Source organism: Ilumatobacter coccineus YM16-304, assembly GCF_000348785.1.
GTDB lineage: Bacteria > Actinomycetota > Acidimicrobiia > Acidimicrobiales > Ilumatobacteraceae > Ilumatobacter_A > Ilumatobacter_A coccineus.
Genome location: NC_020520.1, coordinates 531553 through 546763, shown reverse-complemented (window position 1 = coordinate 546763; position 15211 = coordinate 531553). Strand labels below are relative to the sequence as shown.

Genomic DNA, 15211 nt, shown 5'->3' with positions numbered 1-15211 from the left:
CGTCACACGTGTGTGACCACCATGACTGAGACTCTCGAATCGGCGTACCGACAACACGCCGACGAGCTCATCAGGTTTGCGACCACCATGGTCGGCCCGAACGATGCTTCCGACGTCGTCACCGACGCCATGGTCGCCGCGTTCGCCCGCAACGACGACCTCTCCCACGTCGCCAACACCCGGGCCTACCTGTTTCGAGCCGTCCACAACCGCATCGTCGACGTGTCGAGGTCGCGGTCTCGACGTGAGCGCCGCGAAGCCCGCTACGAGCTGTCTCGGCGCCCAGCGACCGCCCCGCCCGACTCGTCGCTCGACGCCCGAGCCGCGCTGGTCGAACTCAGCGAGCAGCAACGCGCCGCGACGTTCATGGCCTACTGGTGCGACATGTCACCCGCCGAGATCGCCGCGGCGCTCGACGTGACCGAAGGAACCATCCGCAAACAACTCTCCAGAGCCCGCGCCCGACTGAGGGAGGTCCTCGATGTCTGATCCCCGCAACCCCATCGACCCCGGCAACCTCGGCAACTCGTCCGGCGACCCGATCGACGCACGTCTGCGCCAACTCGTCGCCGACGCTTCCGCCGACGCTCCGCCCGCTCCCGATCCCGCCACGTTCGTCCCCGGCACGCCCGGCGCCGTGCGCTCGCTCGACACCGCTCGACAGCGCCGACGCCGCTGGCTGACCGGCGGAGCGATCGGCCTCACCGCGGCCGCCGCAGCGGTCACGTTCCTCGTCTTCGACAACGAACCGACCGACACCCTGGTCCCCGCCACGGTGCCGATCACCGAACCGCTGCTCGTTCCCGAGACGACCGTTCCGGGGCCCACCGACAGCACGGTGCCCGAGCTCGCTCCCACAACGGCACCGGAGCAACAGCCGTCCGACACCGACGACACACAGCCGGAGCCGACAGCCGCACCCTCGACGACCGACGAGCCCGCCGACGCCGATGGGGAGCCGACCAGAGTCGCGATCACACCGACGGCCACCAGCCGCGAGGTGTACGACTTCGACTTCGCCACGACGACCGACGTCGGCGAAGTTCTGCACACGGCTCGGTACCGAACGAGCGACCGGCAACACGCGGTCTACATCCGTTCGACCGCTGGGGAGGGAGAACCGGAGGGCGATCCGGCCCTGGCGACGCTTCCGAGCGGCCGAGCGGTGTACGACGCCAACAGCAGCGAAGGTTGTTCCGACCTGACGTGTGCCGTCTGGGTGCCCTGGGACGAGTCCACCACCGTCTCGATCCAGTGGATGGCGCGACCAGGTTCGGACGAGTCGACTGCCGATCCGGACGAGCTCCTGGCTCGCCTCGTCGACGTCGCCGGACAGCTCGTCGACGGCGCCGAGCGCGTGCCGTTCTTCCGACCAGCGGTCACCACCGGCGGCCCGACCATCTCGAGCGACGGCATCATCGTGGCCGATGCGAGCGGCATCGTCGCCCGAGACAGCTGGGATGGCGAGCGCCAGCTCACGACTCAACCCGCCGGCTCGGCGGTCGGCCTGCCCGATGGCAGAGTCATCGCCACCACCGGCACCGGCCGCGGCCTTCCCGGCGAGCTTCGCATCCTTGATCCGCGCGCCGAGTCCGATGCCGAGCTCGACCAACTGTGGGTCGACGGTGTTCCCGACGACGGGTCGGCACGCATCGTGCTGATGGACGCTGCCACCGTCGACGGCGTCTCGACGATCCTGTACCAGGTGGTGACCGGCTCGTGCAGCGGTGGCCAGGATGGCACGTTCGAGTGCGACGGCGTCCTCGAAGTCGCCACGATCCCCGCCATCGACGCCGAGCTCGCCGTTGACCGCCGTGTCGTCCGCGACCTCGGCAGCGTGTGGGAGAAGAGCATCGCTGTCGACCTCAACGACGGGCAGTCACTGCCCGACATCAGCGGCGTCGTCTACGATTTGGTGATCGCGACGCCGTACTTCGACTCGCTGGAGGACGACTGGATCGATCTGTCATCCAGCTACGAGGCTGCCTACAGCGAGGCGACCGTGCACATCGGGATGCGCGACGGCTACCTGGTCGACTACATCGACGAGCCCGACTTCGACCAGCCCGACAACCCGATGGTCCGCATCAGCGACCGAGTCGGCGACGCCGAGACCGACTTCTCGATCGACGGTCTGCTGCCGATCACCGGCTTCACCGAGGAGCCAGGTCCCGTGCTCGACCTCGTGTCGAACATCTGGCGTGGCTCCACGTTCGGCGCCGAGGGGACGGTGTGGATCGAGACCTACGAGAACGCCGAACCGAGCGATGATCCCGAACTGCGGGTGACGACGCTGTTCATCGAGGTCGACCTCGACGGCAACGAGGTGAGCCGCATCGCCACCGGCCAGAACGCCGACTTCCCCGCGGCACTCACCACCACCAACTCCTGACCAACCTGGTTACATCCATCCCGGATGGAAATAACCAGGTTCAAAGTTGATTACATCGCTCCGGGAGCCGCGTCACCAACTTGGAGGGGCCGAATCGAACCGAATCAGCCGCCGGCGACGGCGGGGATGATGGAGACGGTGATGTTGTCACCGACCTGGGTGTCGAGGCCGTCGAGGTAACGAACGTCGTCGTCGTCGACGAAGATGTTGACGAACTTGCGCAGGCTGCCGTCGTCGTCGAGCAGGCGCTCACCGAGGCCGGGGTGCGCCGCTTCGAGGGCGGCGATCACGTCGTTGAGGGAGCCGGGCTCGACGGAGACCTGCTTCTCGCCGCCGGTGAGGGGACGCATGGTGGTGGGGATTCGAACGGTCGCAGCCATGATCGGCAATCTAGCGCCAATCCCTACCAATTCGGTCGGGATTCAAGCGTGACGTTCGCTTCGTCGGCCTCGTACAGTTCGGGCGGTGAAGCGCGCCGGGCAGATCAAGCGGGTTCTCGCCGCTCCCGACAAGTTCAAGGGCACGGCCACGGCGGCCGAGGTGGCCGCAGCGATCGGTCACGCCTGCTGGGAGGTCGGCATCGACGTTGTCGAGTTGCCGATGGCCGACGGGGGCGACGGCATCCTCGACGTGCTGGGAGGCGCCAACCGCACCACGAAGGTGACCGGCCCACTCGGCGACATCGTCGACGCCGAGTGGCGGATGCGCGGCGAGACCGCGGTCATCGAGATGGCGAGGGCCAGCGGCCTCGTGCTCGCCGGCGGCGCGGAAGGCAACGATCCGCTCGGAGCCACCACCACCGGCACCGGCGAGCTGATCGACCATGCGCTCGACTCGGGTGCCAAGCGGATCATCGTCGGACTCGGCGGATCGGCCACGACCGACGGCGGCTTCGGCGCCATCCGGGCGATCACCGCGATCGCCCGCATCAAGCAGGTGGAGTTGCTCGTCGCGTGCGACGTCACCACCAGGTTCACCGATGCTGCGGCGGTGTTCGGGCCCCAGAAAGGAGCGACACCGGCTCAGGTGAAGCTGCTCGAACGACGCCTCGACCGCCTCGTGCAGATGTTCGCCGACGACTTCGACATCGACGTCACCGAGATCGACGGCGGCGGGGCCGCAGGCGGACTCGGAGGCGCGCTCGCCGCGCTCGGTGGACGCCTCGTGCCAGGCGTCGAGCTGATCGGCGAGGAGGTCGGCCTGTTCGATCTGCTCGAAGACGGCGATCCGCCCGACCTCATCATCACCGGCGAAGGCCGACTCGACCGGACGAGTCTCGCCGGCAAGGTCGTCGGCGAGCTCTTGACGCTCGGTGAGGAACATGGGATCCCGGTCGCGGTCATCGCCGGGGAGATCGACGACGACGTCGCCGACGAGATCTCGGAGCGAGCTGACGTGGTGTCGCTCACGGAACTGGTCGGCCGCGAGGCCGCGTTCGCCGAGCCGAAACGACACATCGAGACTGCAGCGCGCCACCTGCTCGAGGCGCACCTCACCCGTAGCTGACCAACCTGGTTATTTCCATCCGAGATGGAAATAACCAGGTTCGACTATTCGTCGGTGGTTGCTTCGTCGGTTGCCGCATCGTCGGTGGTCGCGGCGTCGTCGGTGGCAGCGTCGTCGGAGCCGGCGACCGTGGGCGCTTCGGCCGTAGCGGTGGCTGCTTCGTCGGCGGTCACGGCGAGTTCGGCGACCGTCTTGCCGGCCTCGTTGTTGCCGAGCAGCACGAGCACCGACGCATCGCCGAGGTCACCCGACTCGGTGGGAGCGGGCGACACGACCGTGAGCACGGCGACGCCGCCGAGGTCACGGGCGACGGAGTTGGCGACGTCGATCGAGGCGGCGACGGCCGGGTCGTAGTAGACGATCGTGTCGTCGATGTTGGGGCCGGTCGCGTCGACCGGCGTGCCCATCGTGTAGCCCTCGAGCTCGAGCGACTTCGTCATGGCGCCGGCCGAACCGCCGACCGTGTTGGCGTTGGCGACGGCAACGGTGGCCCCGTCGGTGACCTTGGCGATCGTGGTGGGCGGCGGAACGGTCGGAACCGTGGTCGGCTCGGCGACGTCGTCACCCGGAACGGTCGTGTCGGCACCGTCGATCGGCGTGGTCGGCAGGCCGTCGTCGGCCGAGCCGGATCCACCGTCGTCGGTGATGTTGCGCAGAATCAGAAAGCCGGCGACGACGGCGATCACAGCGAGCACGATGCTCAACGTCGAGCCGACCGGCGAACCGCCCACACCCTGTCGAGGAACCCGGCGGGATGCGACCGCAGCGGCGGCCATCGACTCTTCGTTACTCATGCGTGCTGCCCTTCTCCTGTTCCGGACGAGACCGCAGCCTCGTCCAGACGCAACTTGCGAGCCCGCAGACGGAGCCGCTTCAGACGACGCACGACGAGGGGGTCGTGATCGAGCGCAGCGGGGTCTTCGAGCACCGTGGTCAATTCAGCATGATATTCGTCCGGCGAGCATTGGAAGCGCGCGCGGATCACATGGTCACGAGGATCGTCGTTCGTCCACCATGAGCGTTCGAAATCGAGCATGGCGGCATGGCGTTCGCTGAGCATTACCTGACAGGTTGGCCTGTCGGCGCGCCAAATTACAAGCATCGGAGTAAATCTCTCGGCAGAAAAATCCCGCGGACGCAGGCGTGGGATCGGCCGCCGCCCTCCACGCATAGGCTGCGGGGCGTGTCACGGCCCTTTTTCATCGGTGTTGCAGGCGGCAGTAGTTCCGGCAAGACGACGATTTCCGCCCGCCTCGTCGAGCTCACGGGCGAAGACCATCTGTCGCGGATCGAGCTCGATTCGTACTACCTCGACCGGACCGACGAGCCGCTCGAACAGCGGCGGCTTGCAAATTACGACCACCCCGACGCGTTCGACTGGGCGTTGCTCAACGACCATCTCGCGGCGCTGGCCAACGGCGCGAGCGTGCAGGTGCCGATCTACGACTACGCCGATCACAACCGGTCGGGCGAGACACGCACGGTCACACCGAACCGCATCGTGGTGGTCGACGGCATCCTCGTGCTCTACGACCGAGCGCTGCGCGACCGGTTCGATCTGAAGATCTTCGTCGACACCGCGGCCGACGTGCGGCTGATCCGACGTCTCGAACGTGACGTCGCCGAGCGCGGCCGGACCGTCGAGAGCGTCATCGAGCAGTACCTCACCACGGTCAAGCCGGCCCACGAACGGTTCATCGAGCCGAGCAAGCGATACGCCGACGTCATCATCCCCGAGGGCGGCCTCAACCGACCGGCGATCGACGTGCTGCTCGCCCGCGTCCGCGAAGTGGCAACGACACCGAACGACGGCTGAACGCCGGAACCGAGCTCCCGCCGGACTGGTCCGGAGGCGAACGCAACGAGACGGCGGAGTGGCGCCGAGTACGGCGACGTCAGGCCGGAGCGGCCTGGGCAGCGTGCAGGCGCAAGCGGATGAGGTGCTCGACCAGCGCGATGAGCGAATGCTTGACCGACTGGCGATCGCGAGCGTCGACCGTGACGATCGGGACCTTCGGGTCGAGCGCCAGCGCGTCGCGGATCTGCTCGCTGGTTCCCGTCGGGGAGTGTGCGAACTGGTTCGTCGCGACGATGAACGGAATGTTCTTGCTCTCGAAGTAGTCGATCGCGGCGTACCCGTCGGCGAGCCGAGCGGTGTCGATCAGCACCACGGCACCGAGGGCGCCCATGGCGACCTGGTCCCACATGAACGCGAAGCGGTCCTGGCCGGGCGTACCGAACAGATAGATCACGATGTCGTCGCTGACCGCGATGCGGCCGAAGTCCATCGCAACGGTCGTCGACGTCTTCTTGTCGACTCGGCTGGCGTCGTCGTGCTTCTCGGCGGCGGCGGTCATCGACGCTTCGGTGCGCAACGGTTGGATCTCCGACACGGCGCCGACGAAGGTGGTCTTGCCGACACCGAAGCCACCTGCGATGACGATCTTCGCCGACTGTGTCGCAGAGGTCGACGACACGTGAACGTCGGGGGTGTTTGTCTGAGTGGGGTTCATGGGTTCTTCCTGACCGGTCACAGCAGTTGGAGGGCCGAGCGGATCTTCTCGAGCAGGTCGGTGTCGGCGTCGTCGATCGAGCTTCCGGCACTGAGCGTGCCGGCGTCGACCATCTCGCTGACGAGAACGACCGCAGCGCGAAGGGGAATCGTGAGGTGCGCCGAGATCTCGGCGATCGAGAGGGGTCCGGACAGGATCTGCACGATCCGCCGATGGTCGACTTGGAGTCCGGCGACCGATGACTTCACCATCGCCGTCACGTTCACGACCGTCTCGATCGCGAGTTCAGGGACCGACGCACGGGTACGACCGCGGGTCAGCATGAACCCGCGCACGACGTCACCACCGATGATGGCGTCGTCTTCGTCGGGTGCGTCGAGGTGGCTCACAACCGGAGCGAGCCCTTCAGGCGGTCGACCACAGCCGGCGACAGCGACGGGCCGAGTTGCTTGGCGAGGCGGGTCATCTCGTAGCCGATCAGGCCGAGGTCGGCCTGTCGGCGAGCGACCACACCGAGGCTCGCGGTGTTCGAGATGCGGCTGAGCAGCACCCAGCCGTCGCTGGCCTCGATGATCTGTCGCGTCACTGCGCCGAGACCGAAGAGGTCGACGGAGCTGTCGCTCAGACTGGCGAGTCCCGAAGCGATCGCGGCGAACGTGTCGTGACGGGCCGAGTCGAAGCCGGCCGATGCGGCGAGGTGCATGCCGTCGGCCGAGACGGTCTGAGCGAACAGCACGCCATCGGTGTCGTCGACGAACCGGTTGAGCACGAAGTCGAGGTCGAGCGACTCGGTCGCGCCTGCCTGTGTGTTGGCTGGTTGAACGGTCATGAGTTCATGTCTCCAATTTCGCGGTCAGCTCGCGTGGTCCCTTGTTGGAATCCGGAGAGGTCGAAGCGGACCTGGTCTTCGTCTCCGAGGTCGGTGACCGGTGATGCCGGTCGAGGTGTTGGTGGAGCGGGTGTGTCGGAACCGCCGAGCGCCATCGTTCCGGAGATCGAGGCGAACAGGTCGGTGGCGGGGAGCTGCGCTCCGGGCGTGCGGCGCTGCGTGCCGAACACGCTGATCGCGTCGTTGACCGCCTCGTCGGCTGCTCGATTGAGCTCCGAGGTCGCATCGTTGGACGGCTGCAGCGGTGTGGTCGGTGCGGCGGGGATGGCGGTTTCGGGTGGTGTCGTTCCTCCGAGCGGCATCGTCGACGGCGTGGCAGCGACCGGGGTCGCCGACGCTCCGTTGGCCGATGATGCCGTCGCGTTGCTGGCGGCAGGACGACGTTCGTTCGACAGAGGATCCACCTCGAGTGGTGATGGCCACTCGAAGGAGGCAGGGTTCGGTTCGGCGGTCGTGGGCGCCGGCTGAGCGGCCGCGGGAGCGGCAGCCGGAGCCGGGCGAGGGTCGCTCGGAATCGGTGCAGCGGCCGGTGCCGCGGCCGGTGCAGCGACGTCGGGCGTGCGACGGCGAGGCGCCTGTTCTGCGAGGGTCATCGCCACAGGGCTCGGCTCCTGCGGAACGGCACGCTCGACGGGAGCCACTGGCGCTCGCACCTCGTCGTGTTCGGGGCGCGTGCCGACCGGGCCGGCGACGACGCTGTCGACGTCGAACGAGGCGGCCAGCGACTCGAGCGTGGCGGTGTCGTCGGGCGATTCTGCGACCGGGCTGGACGCAGCCGCCACGGCGTCGGGTTCGGCGACGCTGAGCGCTGCGAGTGGATCGGCGACGACGTCGGGCTGGGCGTCGGCGGTCGACTGCACCTGCTGCTGCGGCAGGAGCACACGAGCGGTGAGGCCGCCCGCCGCTCCTTCGACGAGCTCGACCTTGATGCCGTGACGTGCGGCGAGCCGGCCGACCACGTAGTGACCGAGGAACTCGGAGGGCGTTTCGTCCTCACCGGCGGCTTGCGTGATCTGGTGGTTGGCCTCGACGAGGCGCTCGGGCGACATGCCGACGCCGTGGTCGGTGACGGCGATGAGCAGTCCGCTCGAGATCTGTCGGGCGACGAGCTCGACCGGTGCGGTCGGGGGCGAGAACGACAGCGCGTTCTCGACGATCTCGGCGAGGAGGTGCGTGAGGTCGGCGACGATGGCACCGTCGATCTCGATGCCGTCGGCGACGTCGATCTGGACCCGCTCGTAGTTCTCGACTTCGGCGAGGGACGCACGAGCGATGTCGTACATGGCGACGGGGCGGTCCCAGCGACGGGACTGTCCGGCACCGGCGAGCACGAGCAGCGATTCGGCGTTGCGACGCATGCGGGTCGCCACGTGGTCGATCTCGTACAGCGAGGCGAGCTTGTCGGGGTCCTGTTCGTGCTGTTCGAGCACGGTGAGCCCCTTGAGGAGACGGTTGACCAGGCGCTGGTTGCGGCGGCCGAGGTTGACGAACATGTCGGCGACGACACGACGCGAGTTGGCCTGTTCGGCAGCGAGTTCGACGGCGGTGCGGTGCATCCCGTTGAACGCGTTGACCAGGTCGCCGATCTCGTCGTTCGACTCGGCTTTGATCTCCTCGATCTCGGGCAGGTCCTCGATCTCCCCTCGACGCATCTGGGCGACGACCTCGGGAAGCTCGATCAGCGAGATCTGCTGCGCCTGCTCGGTGAGGCGTTCGATCGGCGCCTTGATGGCTCGGTAGAGGACTCGCAGCAACATGCCGACGAGGACCAGGAGCCAGAAGCCGATGAGGGCCGACACGATGAGGTCGCGGTTGGCGCGGAACACCGAGTCGCTCGACCGGGAGTCGAGTTCGTTGATCGTCGAGCTGGCGACGCCCGACAGGGCGACGTCGAGACGGGAAGCGGCGACCTGCAGTTGTTCGCTGTCGACGTCGGGGGTCTGTCCGATCGGCGTGGCGTCGACGATGCTGCGGAATGATTCGTACTGGTTGATGCTCGCCCCGGTGAGCACCGGTTCGGCGGCTTCGGCGAGGTTGGCCGAACCGAGATCGCTCATCAGCTGACGGCTCTGGTCGGTGGCCCCGATCGACACGCCGACGAGTTCGGTGACCGATGCGTCGACGAGGTTGCCCGGCAGCGAGCTGACTCGGAGGAGCGTCGAGAGCTCACGGCTGAGGTCGGCTCGGTAGCGCTGGACGAGGAAGTAGTCGTCGAGGAGTTCGGCGGTGGCCGAGGCGGAGAGCGAGGCGTCGAAGTCGAAGTCGGCGAGGATCTCGGACGGGAGCGAGCTCATCGCGGTCAGGGCGGGGATCATCTCGCCGGTCGACGTGAGGTCGCCGGAGCGGAGTTCACTCTGTGCGGTCAGGCGGATCTCGAACGGACGATCGCCGATGAGCGCTCGCAGTTCGAGGAGTTCGGCATAGCGGGCTTCGACGGCTTCGAGCGTGGTGGGGCGCAGACCGAGTTCGTCGGAGCGGAGGAGGATCACGATCGCGTCGGTCTCGGCGCGGGCGGCGGCGAGGTCGGAGTCGGTGGCGTCGCGGTCGATGATGACGAGGTTCTCGACGCTGATGGCATCGGAGAACGACGCGACGGCGACGAAGTGGTCGACTTCATCCTGTTGCTGAGATGCAACCGACCGCTGTTCGGTGGCGGACCTGACGTTGACGGCGAGGTAGCCGGCGACCACGAGCATGGGAAGCACCAGCGCGGCGACCAGTTTCAATCTGAGCGGTATCGATCGGAGTGACAACGGACTGCCTCCTCGGCGTGAGATTCGCCACGACCGTCATGTCGCAGCGAAATGTCCACAAGGTCCGTCGGATGAATTTGCCGATTCCTTGATTGTGACGTTGGTCACATCCACCGATCGGATGGTCGTGCGCCCCACCCGCCGGAGGAGCGCTGACCGTCGACGACTGGCCGACGAACGTCTACGACAGGCGAGTGATCGTGACGAAGCCGAACCGGCCTTCGTCGTCGGCTCGGGCGAACTCGGTGTCGACGGGACCACTGATCGGCTGTGCCGGGTCGGTGTCGGTGTTCGAGTGAACGAAACCTGGAGCGCTGTCGGTTCCGGCGTCGTACGCCTCGAGGTCGGCAGACACGACCGACTCCCACACACCGTCGACGAACACCGGCAGCGAGTTGACGCCGACGAACCAGTCGGGGCTGGGGGCGAGCATGGTCACCAACGACACGCGGCTCACGTCTTGGCGCAACTCCACGTCGAACGACCTCGACCCGGCGCCGTAGATGCTCGAACCGACGTCGACGGTGGCAACGTTCGCGTTCGCCTGCATCTCGCCGACGAGTGCGCTGGTCGATCCGGTCTCGGCCATCGCCTCGACGCCGGGCGAGGCGAGCGCGCCGAGGCGGAACATGTCGTCGGCCGCGCGGTGTGTGGCGACGACGGGTGGCGACACGTGCGGGCTGCGGCCAACCGGCGGGATCGTGGCCGGGTGGGTCTGCGGCGACCACTCGATGCTGAGCGTGATGCGGTAGCGAGCGGTGAGCGGTTGCGGCTCGACCGGGTCGTCGCCGACCTGGAAGGCCTCGCCGCGAACTGCGGGCGACGACGCCACCGCGCCTCCGTCGATGGCGGTCGGCGCGGCGCTGACCGCGGTCGACACCAGGACGGCGAGCGCGAGCCCGGTCAGCATGCTCGTCCGCCCCATCACCCGACCGATACTACGAAGCGTCGGCGGTGCGGGCCGAGGAACGGCGATGAACAATCCGCGAACGGGCTCGCCGCTACATGTAACGCGGGTGCTCGACGAGCGACGAGTAGATCACCTTCACCTGCGTGTAGTGCTCGATGGCGTTGGCCCCGTTCTCGCGACCCACGCCCGACTGCTTGTAGCCACCGAACGGAAGCGACGCGGGCAGCGTGCCGTAGTCGTTGATCCACACCGAACCGGCTTGCAGCGCGTTGGCGACTCGGTTCGCTCGCGCGAAGTCGGAGGAGAACACCGCTCCCGAGAGCCCGTACGGCGTGTTGTTCGCGCGGGCGAGGACCTCGTCTTCGGTGTCGAAGGGCAGCACCGCCATCAGCGGGCCGAAGACCTCGTCGGTCACGAACTCCATGTCGTCGGTCGCGTCGGCGAACACCGCCGGGGTGACGTAGTTGCCGTCGGCGAGTGCCGGGTCGTCGGGCACGTCCCCGCCGACGACGTGGCGAGCACCCGACGCCTTCGCCGACGTCATGTAGTGCATCACCTTCCGGTGGTGTTCGGCGCTCACCAGCGGTCCGATCATCGTGTCGGGCTCGAACGGGTCGCCCACCTTCAGCGCGGCCACGCGCTCGGCGATCGGCTCGAGGAACGACTCGTACACGCCGCGCTGCACGAACACCCTGGTGCCGTTCGAGCAGACCTGCCCGGTCGAGTAGAAGTTGTTGGTGAGCGCAGCGTTGCGAGCGCTGTCGATGTCGGCGTCGTCGAACACGATGATCGGCGACTTGCCGCCGAGTTCGAGGGTGACCTTCTTCAAGGTCTGTGCCGCGTTGGCCATGACGACCTTCCCCGTGCCGACCTCTCCGGTGAGCGACACCTTGGCGATGCCCGGATGCTCGACCAACGCCTGCCCCACTCGCGCGTCGCCGTGTACGACGTTGAAGACACCGGCGGGCACGCCCGCTTCGAGGTAGATCTCGGCGAGTCTCGTGGCCGACAGCGGCGTCACCTCGGCCGGTTTGAAGATCATCGAGTTGCCGCACGCCAACGCCAGACCCGACTTCCACATCGCGATCTGGATGGGATAGTTCCAGGCGCCGATGCCGAGACACACGCCGAGCGGCTCACGCTTCATGCGTGCGAAGCCGTGTCCGGGAAAGTCGATCGTCTCGCCGTGCAGCGTCTGCGCGATGCCGGCGTAGAACTCGATGACGTCGGCGCCGGTCACGACGTCTTCGGTCGTCGTCTCGGCGACCGGCTTGCCGGTGTCGAGCGTGTCGAGGTAGGCGAGTTCGTCGTTGCGCTCGCGCAGGATCGCGACGGCGCGCAGCAGCACGCGTTGGCGTTCGAGCGCCGGCATCGCCGACCACTCGTGGAAGCCGGCGGTGGCGCTCTCGACCGCCAACTCGATCTCGCGCTCGCCGGCCTGCTCGACGTCGCAGATCTTTCGGTTGGTGCCGGGGTACACCGCGTCGAAGCACTCGCCCGACGTCGACTCGACGTACCGCCCGCCGATGAACGATCGCTGTGTCGGCAGGGTGGTGTTCGCATCGACGAGACTCATGCGCGGCACGCTACTTGCGAGAATCCGACCGGCGATCCGGCGCGGTGTCACGGGCGACGGCCGCCCTTTGGCTCGGTGGTTGACAACATGTCGTCAAGATGCGCGCCGTTCGCACCGATGCATCAGCAATGGCTTCCCTGTCGATCGATGCGCCGCTGAGTCGGGCTGAGCTCATCGCGCACCTTCGGCAGTTCTTGATCGTCATCGATCCGTTCGGTCAGATTCTCCAGATCGAGACCGGCTTCGACGACCTGCTGGGCTATTCGATCGACAGCTTCGTCGACAAGAACGCGATCGACTACGTCGCACCCAGCCAGGCCGACGAGATCGCCGCGCACTTCGTGGCGGGCGGCGAGCACCTGATCCGTGGCGAACACGACATGTTCGAGATCGAACTGGTCAGGCGCGGCGGCGCGACCGAGATGATGGACTGCCTCGCCACGCGAGTGCACCGCGACCACGACGGCAATCTCTGGATGCTCGCGCTCACGCCCCACTCGGTGCGCGCCCCTGAGCAGTCGCTGATCGACGACCATGTCAACGGCGCGTCGGCGCGAGAGATGGCCCAACGATTCGCCCAACTGCGATCGCTGGTAGCCGACGGCGGTGTCTGGATCGAGACGTTCGTGCTCGACGAGCGCGTCGACGGTCTGTTCACCTCGGTCGCATCCGGCCGCGCCGACTCCGCGCTGGTGAGCACGTTCGCCGACCTCGTCGACGCACCCACAGCGCGTTGGAATCAACCGATCGGTGACGAGCGAGTGAGCGGAGCGCTCGACCTACTCCCCGGCGAACTCGCCGATGCCGCAGAGCGTCACGGCGTGCAGTCGGTGTCGCTCGGCGTCGCGTCGTCGACCGGCGAACCCGAGTTGGGCATCGTCGGCTTCGGGAGCCATCCCAAAGCGTTCGACGGGTACGTCGGTCGCATGGAAGCGCGGTCGCTCGGCCTGCTCACATCGGCGCTGAGCCGTGAACGCGACGAACGACTCCTCCGCGATGCCGCCGAACGCGATGCACTGACCGGTCTCTCGAACCGGACCACGTTCGACAGTTCGCTGCAATCCGACGACCACGCCGCGGTGCTCTACGTCGACATCGACAACTTCAAGCTGGTCAACGACACGTTCGGTCATGCCGCCGGTGATGCCGTGCTGATCGAGTTGTCACGGCGCATGCTCGCGGTGTGTCGACCGAACGACGTCGTGGCGCGGATCGGCGGCGACGAGTTCGCGGTGTTGCTGCACGACGTCGACCTCGCAATGGCCGAGAAGATCGCCCGTCGATTGGTGGCCAGCGTCGCCGAGCCGATGCCGCCTGAGATCGGACCCGAGGTCGTCACGGTGAGCGCAGGGCTCGCGTACGCCACCGACGACCTGATGCACGACGCCGACATGGCGATGCTCCGATGCAAGCGGCGCGGCCGCAACGGTCTCATCGTGTCGACGCTCCGCTGAGCCCGGCCGATCGGTCGAGACGCGAGCGCGTCGAGGTCCGTGACTATTCGAACTCCGGGAGCAGATCGAGGAGATCGAGGTCGGCGATCGTGGTCGCCGAACGACGGATCATCTCGGTCATCCAGGCTCGACCGCGCTCGTTGCTCGCGTCGAGGGTTCCGGCGATCACGACGACGAGCGTCCAGAGCGCGAGCACCGATCGGCGATAGTCCTCCCACGCCAGCTCCGCCGAGTAGTTCTCGACGCCGCCTTCGACGAGGGTGCGATGCCAGATGCCGACGAGCTCGCGCTCGTGCTCGCGGCGCAGGTCGGTCGGCATGCTCTGGCTGAGCAGGTAGGCGACGTCGCGAGCCCCTTTGGAACGCAGGCAACCCTGCCAATCGATCACCACCATCTCGTCGTGGTCGGGCGACTGCCCGAAGAAGAGGTTGTCCATGCGGAAGTCGCCGTGGACGATCGTGCTCGGTGCGGTCACCAGCCATCGCTGCATCGCCGGCACCACCGCGAGGAATCGATCCCGCACGGCGAGCATGTGGTCGGGCACAGCGTCGCCGAACACCTCGACCATCGGGTCCCAGCCAGCGAGCGACCCGTCACGGAGCGCGTCGCCGTGCGTCGAGGGTGTCTCGTAGGGCACGAAGTCGAGTTCGGGTCGGTCGACGTCGTCCCAGAACGGGGCGTGCAACCTGCCCAGCGTGACGACCGCTGCCTCGGCGTCGGCGCGGTCGCAGCCGACGACCTGGTCGCCGAGGCGATAGTCGGAGAGGTCTTCGAGGACGAGCACGAAGTCTTCGGGCGTGTCGACCTGGGCGAGCAACACCCGCGGCGTTCCGGCCGACGTCTCGTTCGCGATGTGTTGGTAGAAGAGCACCTCGCGTCGGTAGATGTCGAACGCGAGCGCCACGGCCCGGTTGGCGTCGTTGACCGCCGGGAGTTTGATCACCACGGTGGCCGGGCCGTCGCCGTCACTGTAGGTGAGGTCGACGAGTTCGAGGGTGGCCATCATGCCGACGCCCTCACCCATCGGTCGCCGGTCGAACGACTCGACGGTCGCCTCGATCCCCGCATTGTGGATGATCTGGTTCAGCCAGTCAACCGTGAGGTCGTCGTGGTGTCGGGGCATGGGGATCGTGGTCATCGTGTCGCTCCTCGGACGTGCGGGTGGGTGGATCGGTTGTCGGATCGGGTGGTGGGTAGTCGGCGGCAGATGGCTGGTTG

General features: G+C 67.3%; 15 protein-coding genes. 5 read left to right on the top strand and 10 right to left on the bottom strand.

What is annotated here, in order from left to right:
* Nucleotides 1-21: 21 nt before the first annotated feature.
* A complete protein-coding gene (locus tag YM304_RS02500; RefSeq protein WP_041297925.1) occupies nucleotides 22-489 on the top strand; it encodes an RNA polymerase sigma factor in 468 nt (155 codons plus the stop codon).
* Nucleotides 482-2392, top strand: a complete 1911-nt coding sequence (locus tag YM304_RS02495; RefSeq protein WP_015440052.1) for a hypothetical protein — start codon at nucleotides 482-484, stop codon at nucleotides 2390-2392. Before YM304_RS02500 ends, YM304_RS02495 begins: the two co-directional genes overlap by 8 nt.
* Nucleotides 2393-2496: 104 nt before the next feature.
* Here YM304_RS02495 and YM304_RS02490 read toward each other — a convergent pair whose 3' ends face one another.
* Nucleotides 2497-2772 (bottom strand): ubiquitin-like small modifier protein 1, encoded by a 276-nt coding sequence (locus tag YM304_RS02490; protein WP_015440051.1) that lies wholly within the window; start codon nucleotides 2770-2772, stop codon nucleotides 2497-2499.
* An 85-nt stretch (nucleotides 2773-2857) separates the two neighbouring features.
* Between YM304_RS02490 and YM304_RS02485 the strand changes: the two genes are divergently transcribed.
* The gene (locus tag YM304_RS02485) at nucleotides 2858-3898 is read left to right on the top strand and encodes a glycerate kinase family protein (protein WP_015440050.1); all 1041 of its coding nucleotides are present in this window, start codon (nucleotides 2858-2860) and stop codon (nucleotides 3896-3898) included.
* 44 nt (nucleotides 3899-3942) lie between these two features.
* On the opposite strand, the gene YM304_RS02480 is transcribed toward YM304_RS02485, so the two are convergent.
* Nucleotides 3943-4692, bottom strand: coding sequence for a LytR C-terminal domain-containing protein (locus tag YM304_RS02480; RefSeq protein WP_083908176.1), 750 nt, complete (start codon nucleotides 4690-4692; stop codon nucleotides 3943-3945).
* A complete protein-coding gene (locus YM304_RS02475; RefSeq protein ID WP_041297923.1) occupies nucleotides 4689-4958 on the bottom strand; it encodes a DUF3263 domain-containing protein in 270 nt (89 codons plus the stop codon). Before YM304_RS02475 ends, YM304_RS02480 begins: the two co-directional genes overlap by 4 nt.
* A gap of 123 nt (nucleotides 4959-5081) precedes the next feature.
* Here YM304_RS02475 and udk point away from each other — a divergent pair, with 123 nt between their 5' ends.
* Entirely contained in the window at nucleotides 5082-5714 is a 633-nt protein-coding gene (udk, locus tag YM304_RS02470; RefSeq protein WP_015440047.1) for a uridine kinase, read from the top strand.
* 79 nt (nucleotides 5715-5793) lie between these two features.
* Here udk and YM304_RS02465 read toward each other — a convergent pair whose 3' ends face one another.
* The 6 genes from YM304_RS02465 to betB all read right to left on the bottom strand — a co-directional run bounded on the left by YM304_RS02465 (nucleotide 5794) and on the right by betB (nucleotide 12539).
* On the bottom strand, nucleotides 5794-6411 hold the full coding sequence (locus tag YM304_RS02465; protein ID WP_015440046.1) for a GTP-binding protein: 618 nt from the start codon (nucleotides 6409-6411) through the stop codon (nucleotides 5794-5796).
* Between the two features lie 17 nt (nucleotides 6412-6428).
* Nucleotides 6429-6800 (bottom strand): DUF742 domain-containing protein, encoded by a 372-nt coding sequence (locus tag YM304_RS02460; RefSeq protein WP_015440045.1) that lies wholly within the window; start codon nucleotides 6798-6800, stop codon nucleotides 6429-6431.
* A complete protein-coding gene (locus YM304_RS02455) occupies nucleotides 6797-7240 on the bottom strand; it encodes a roadblock/LC7 domain-containing protein (protein ID WP_015440044.1) in 444 nt (147 codons plus the stop codon). Before YM304_RS02455 ends, YM304_RS02460 begins: the two co-directional genes overlap by 4 nt.
* Nucleotides 7237-10026 (bottom strand): HAMP domain-containing sensor histidine kinase, encoded by a 2790-nt coding sequence (locus YM304_RS02450; protein ID WP_041297922.1) that lies wholly within the window; start codon nucleotides 10024-10026, stop codon nucleotides 7237-7239. The genes YM304_RS02455 and YM304_RS02450 overlap by 4 nt, the downstream gene beginning before the upstream one ends.
* Nucleotides 10027-10234: 208 nt before the next feature.
* Complete coding sequence (locus YM304_RS21800; protein WP_051071277.1) at nucleotides 10235-10978, bottom strand: spondin domain-containing protein; 744 nt, start codon at nucleotides 10976-10978, stop codon at nucleotides 10235-10237.
* Between the two features lie 76 nt (nucleotides 10979-11054).
* Nucleotides 11055-12539: a betaine-aldehyde dehydrogenase gene (betB, locus tag YM304_RS02440; RefSeq protein ID WP_015440041.1), complete on the bottom strand. Its 1485-nt coding sequence runs from the start codon at nucleotides 12537-12539 to the stop codon at nucleotides 11055-11057.
* A gap of 128 nt (nucleotides 12540-12667) precedes the next feature.
* Between betB and YM304_RS21795 the strand changes: the two genes are divergently transcribed.
* A complete protein-coding gene (locus YM304_RS21795) occupies nucleotides 12668-13993 on the top strand; it encodes a sensor domain-containing diguanylate cyclase (RefSeq protein WP_051071276.1) in 1326 nt (441 codons plus the stop codon).
* A gap of 43 nt (nucleotides 13994-14036) precedes the next feature.
* Here the strand turns inward: YM304_RS21795 and YM304_RS02430 are convergent, their stop codons facing one another.
* On the bottom strand, nucleotides 14037-15131 hold the full coding sequence (locus tag YM304_RS02430; RefSeq protein WP_015440039.1) for a phosphotransferase: 1095 nt from the start codon (nucleotides 15129-15131) through the stop codon (nucleotides 14037-14039).
* Nucleotides 15132-15211: the final 80 nt, after the last annotated feature.

What these genes read in the sequence shown, in the direction of transcription:
- YM304_RS02500 (WP_041297925.1), top strand. Translation starts at nt 22, where the DNA reads ATGACTGAGACTCTCGAATCGGCGTACCGACAACACGCCGACGAGCTC.
- YM304_RS02495 (WP_015440052.1), top strand. Translation starts at nt 482, where the DNA reads ATGTCTGATCCCCGCAACCCCATCGACCCCGGCAACCTCGGCAACTCG.
- YM304_RS02490 (WP_015440051.1), bottom strand. Translation starts at nt 2,772, where the DNA reads ATGGCTGCGACCGTTCGAATCCCCACCACCATGCGTCCCCTCACCGGC.
- YM304_RS02480 (WP_083908176.1), bottom strand. Translation starts at nt 4,692, where the DNA reads ATGAGTAACGAAGAGTCGATGGCCGCCGCTGCGGTCGCATCCCGCCGG.
- YM304_RS02475 (WP_041297923.1), bottom strand. Translation starts at nt 4,958, where the DNA reads ATGCTCAGCGAACGCCATGCCGCCATGCTCGATTTCGAACGCTCATGG.
- YM304_RS02465 (WP_015440046.1), bottom strand. Translation starts at nt 6,411, where the DNA reads ATGAACCCCACTCAGACAAACACCCCCGACGTTCACGTGTCGTCGACC.
- YM304_RS02455 (WP_015440044.1), bottom strand. Translation starts at nt 7,240, where the DNA reads ATGACCGTTCAACCAGCCAACACACAGGCAGGCGCGACCGAGTCGCTC.
- YM304_RS21800 (WP_051071277.1), bottom strand. Translation starts at nt 10,978, where the DNA reads ATGGGGCGGACGAGCATGCTGACCGGGCTCGCGCTCGCCGTCCTGGTG.
- betB (WP_015440041.1), bottom strand. Translation starts at nt 12,539, where the DNA reads ATGAGTCTCGTCGATGCGAACACCACCCTGCCGACACAGCGATCGTTC.
- YM304_RS21795 (WP_051071276.1), top strand. Translation starts at nt 12,668, where the DNA reads ATGGCTTCCCTGTCGATCGATGCGCCGCTGAGTCGGGCTGAGCTCATC.
- YM304_RS02430 (WP_015440039.1), bottom strand. Translation starts at nt 15,131, where the DNA reads ATGACCACGATCCCCATGCCCCGACACCACGACGACCTCACGGTTGAC.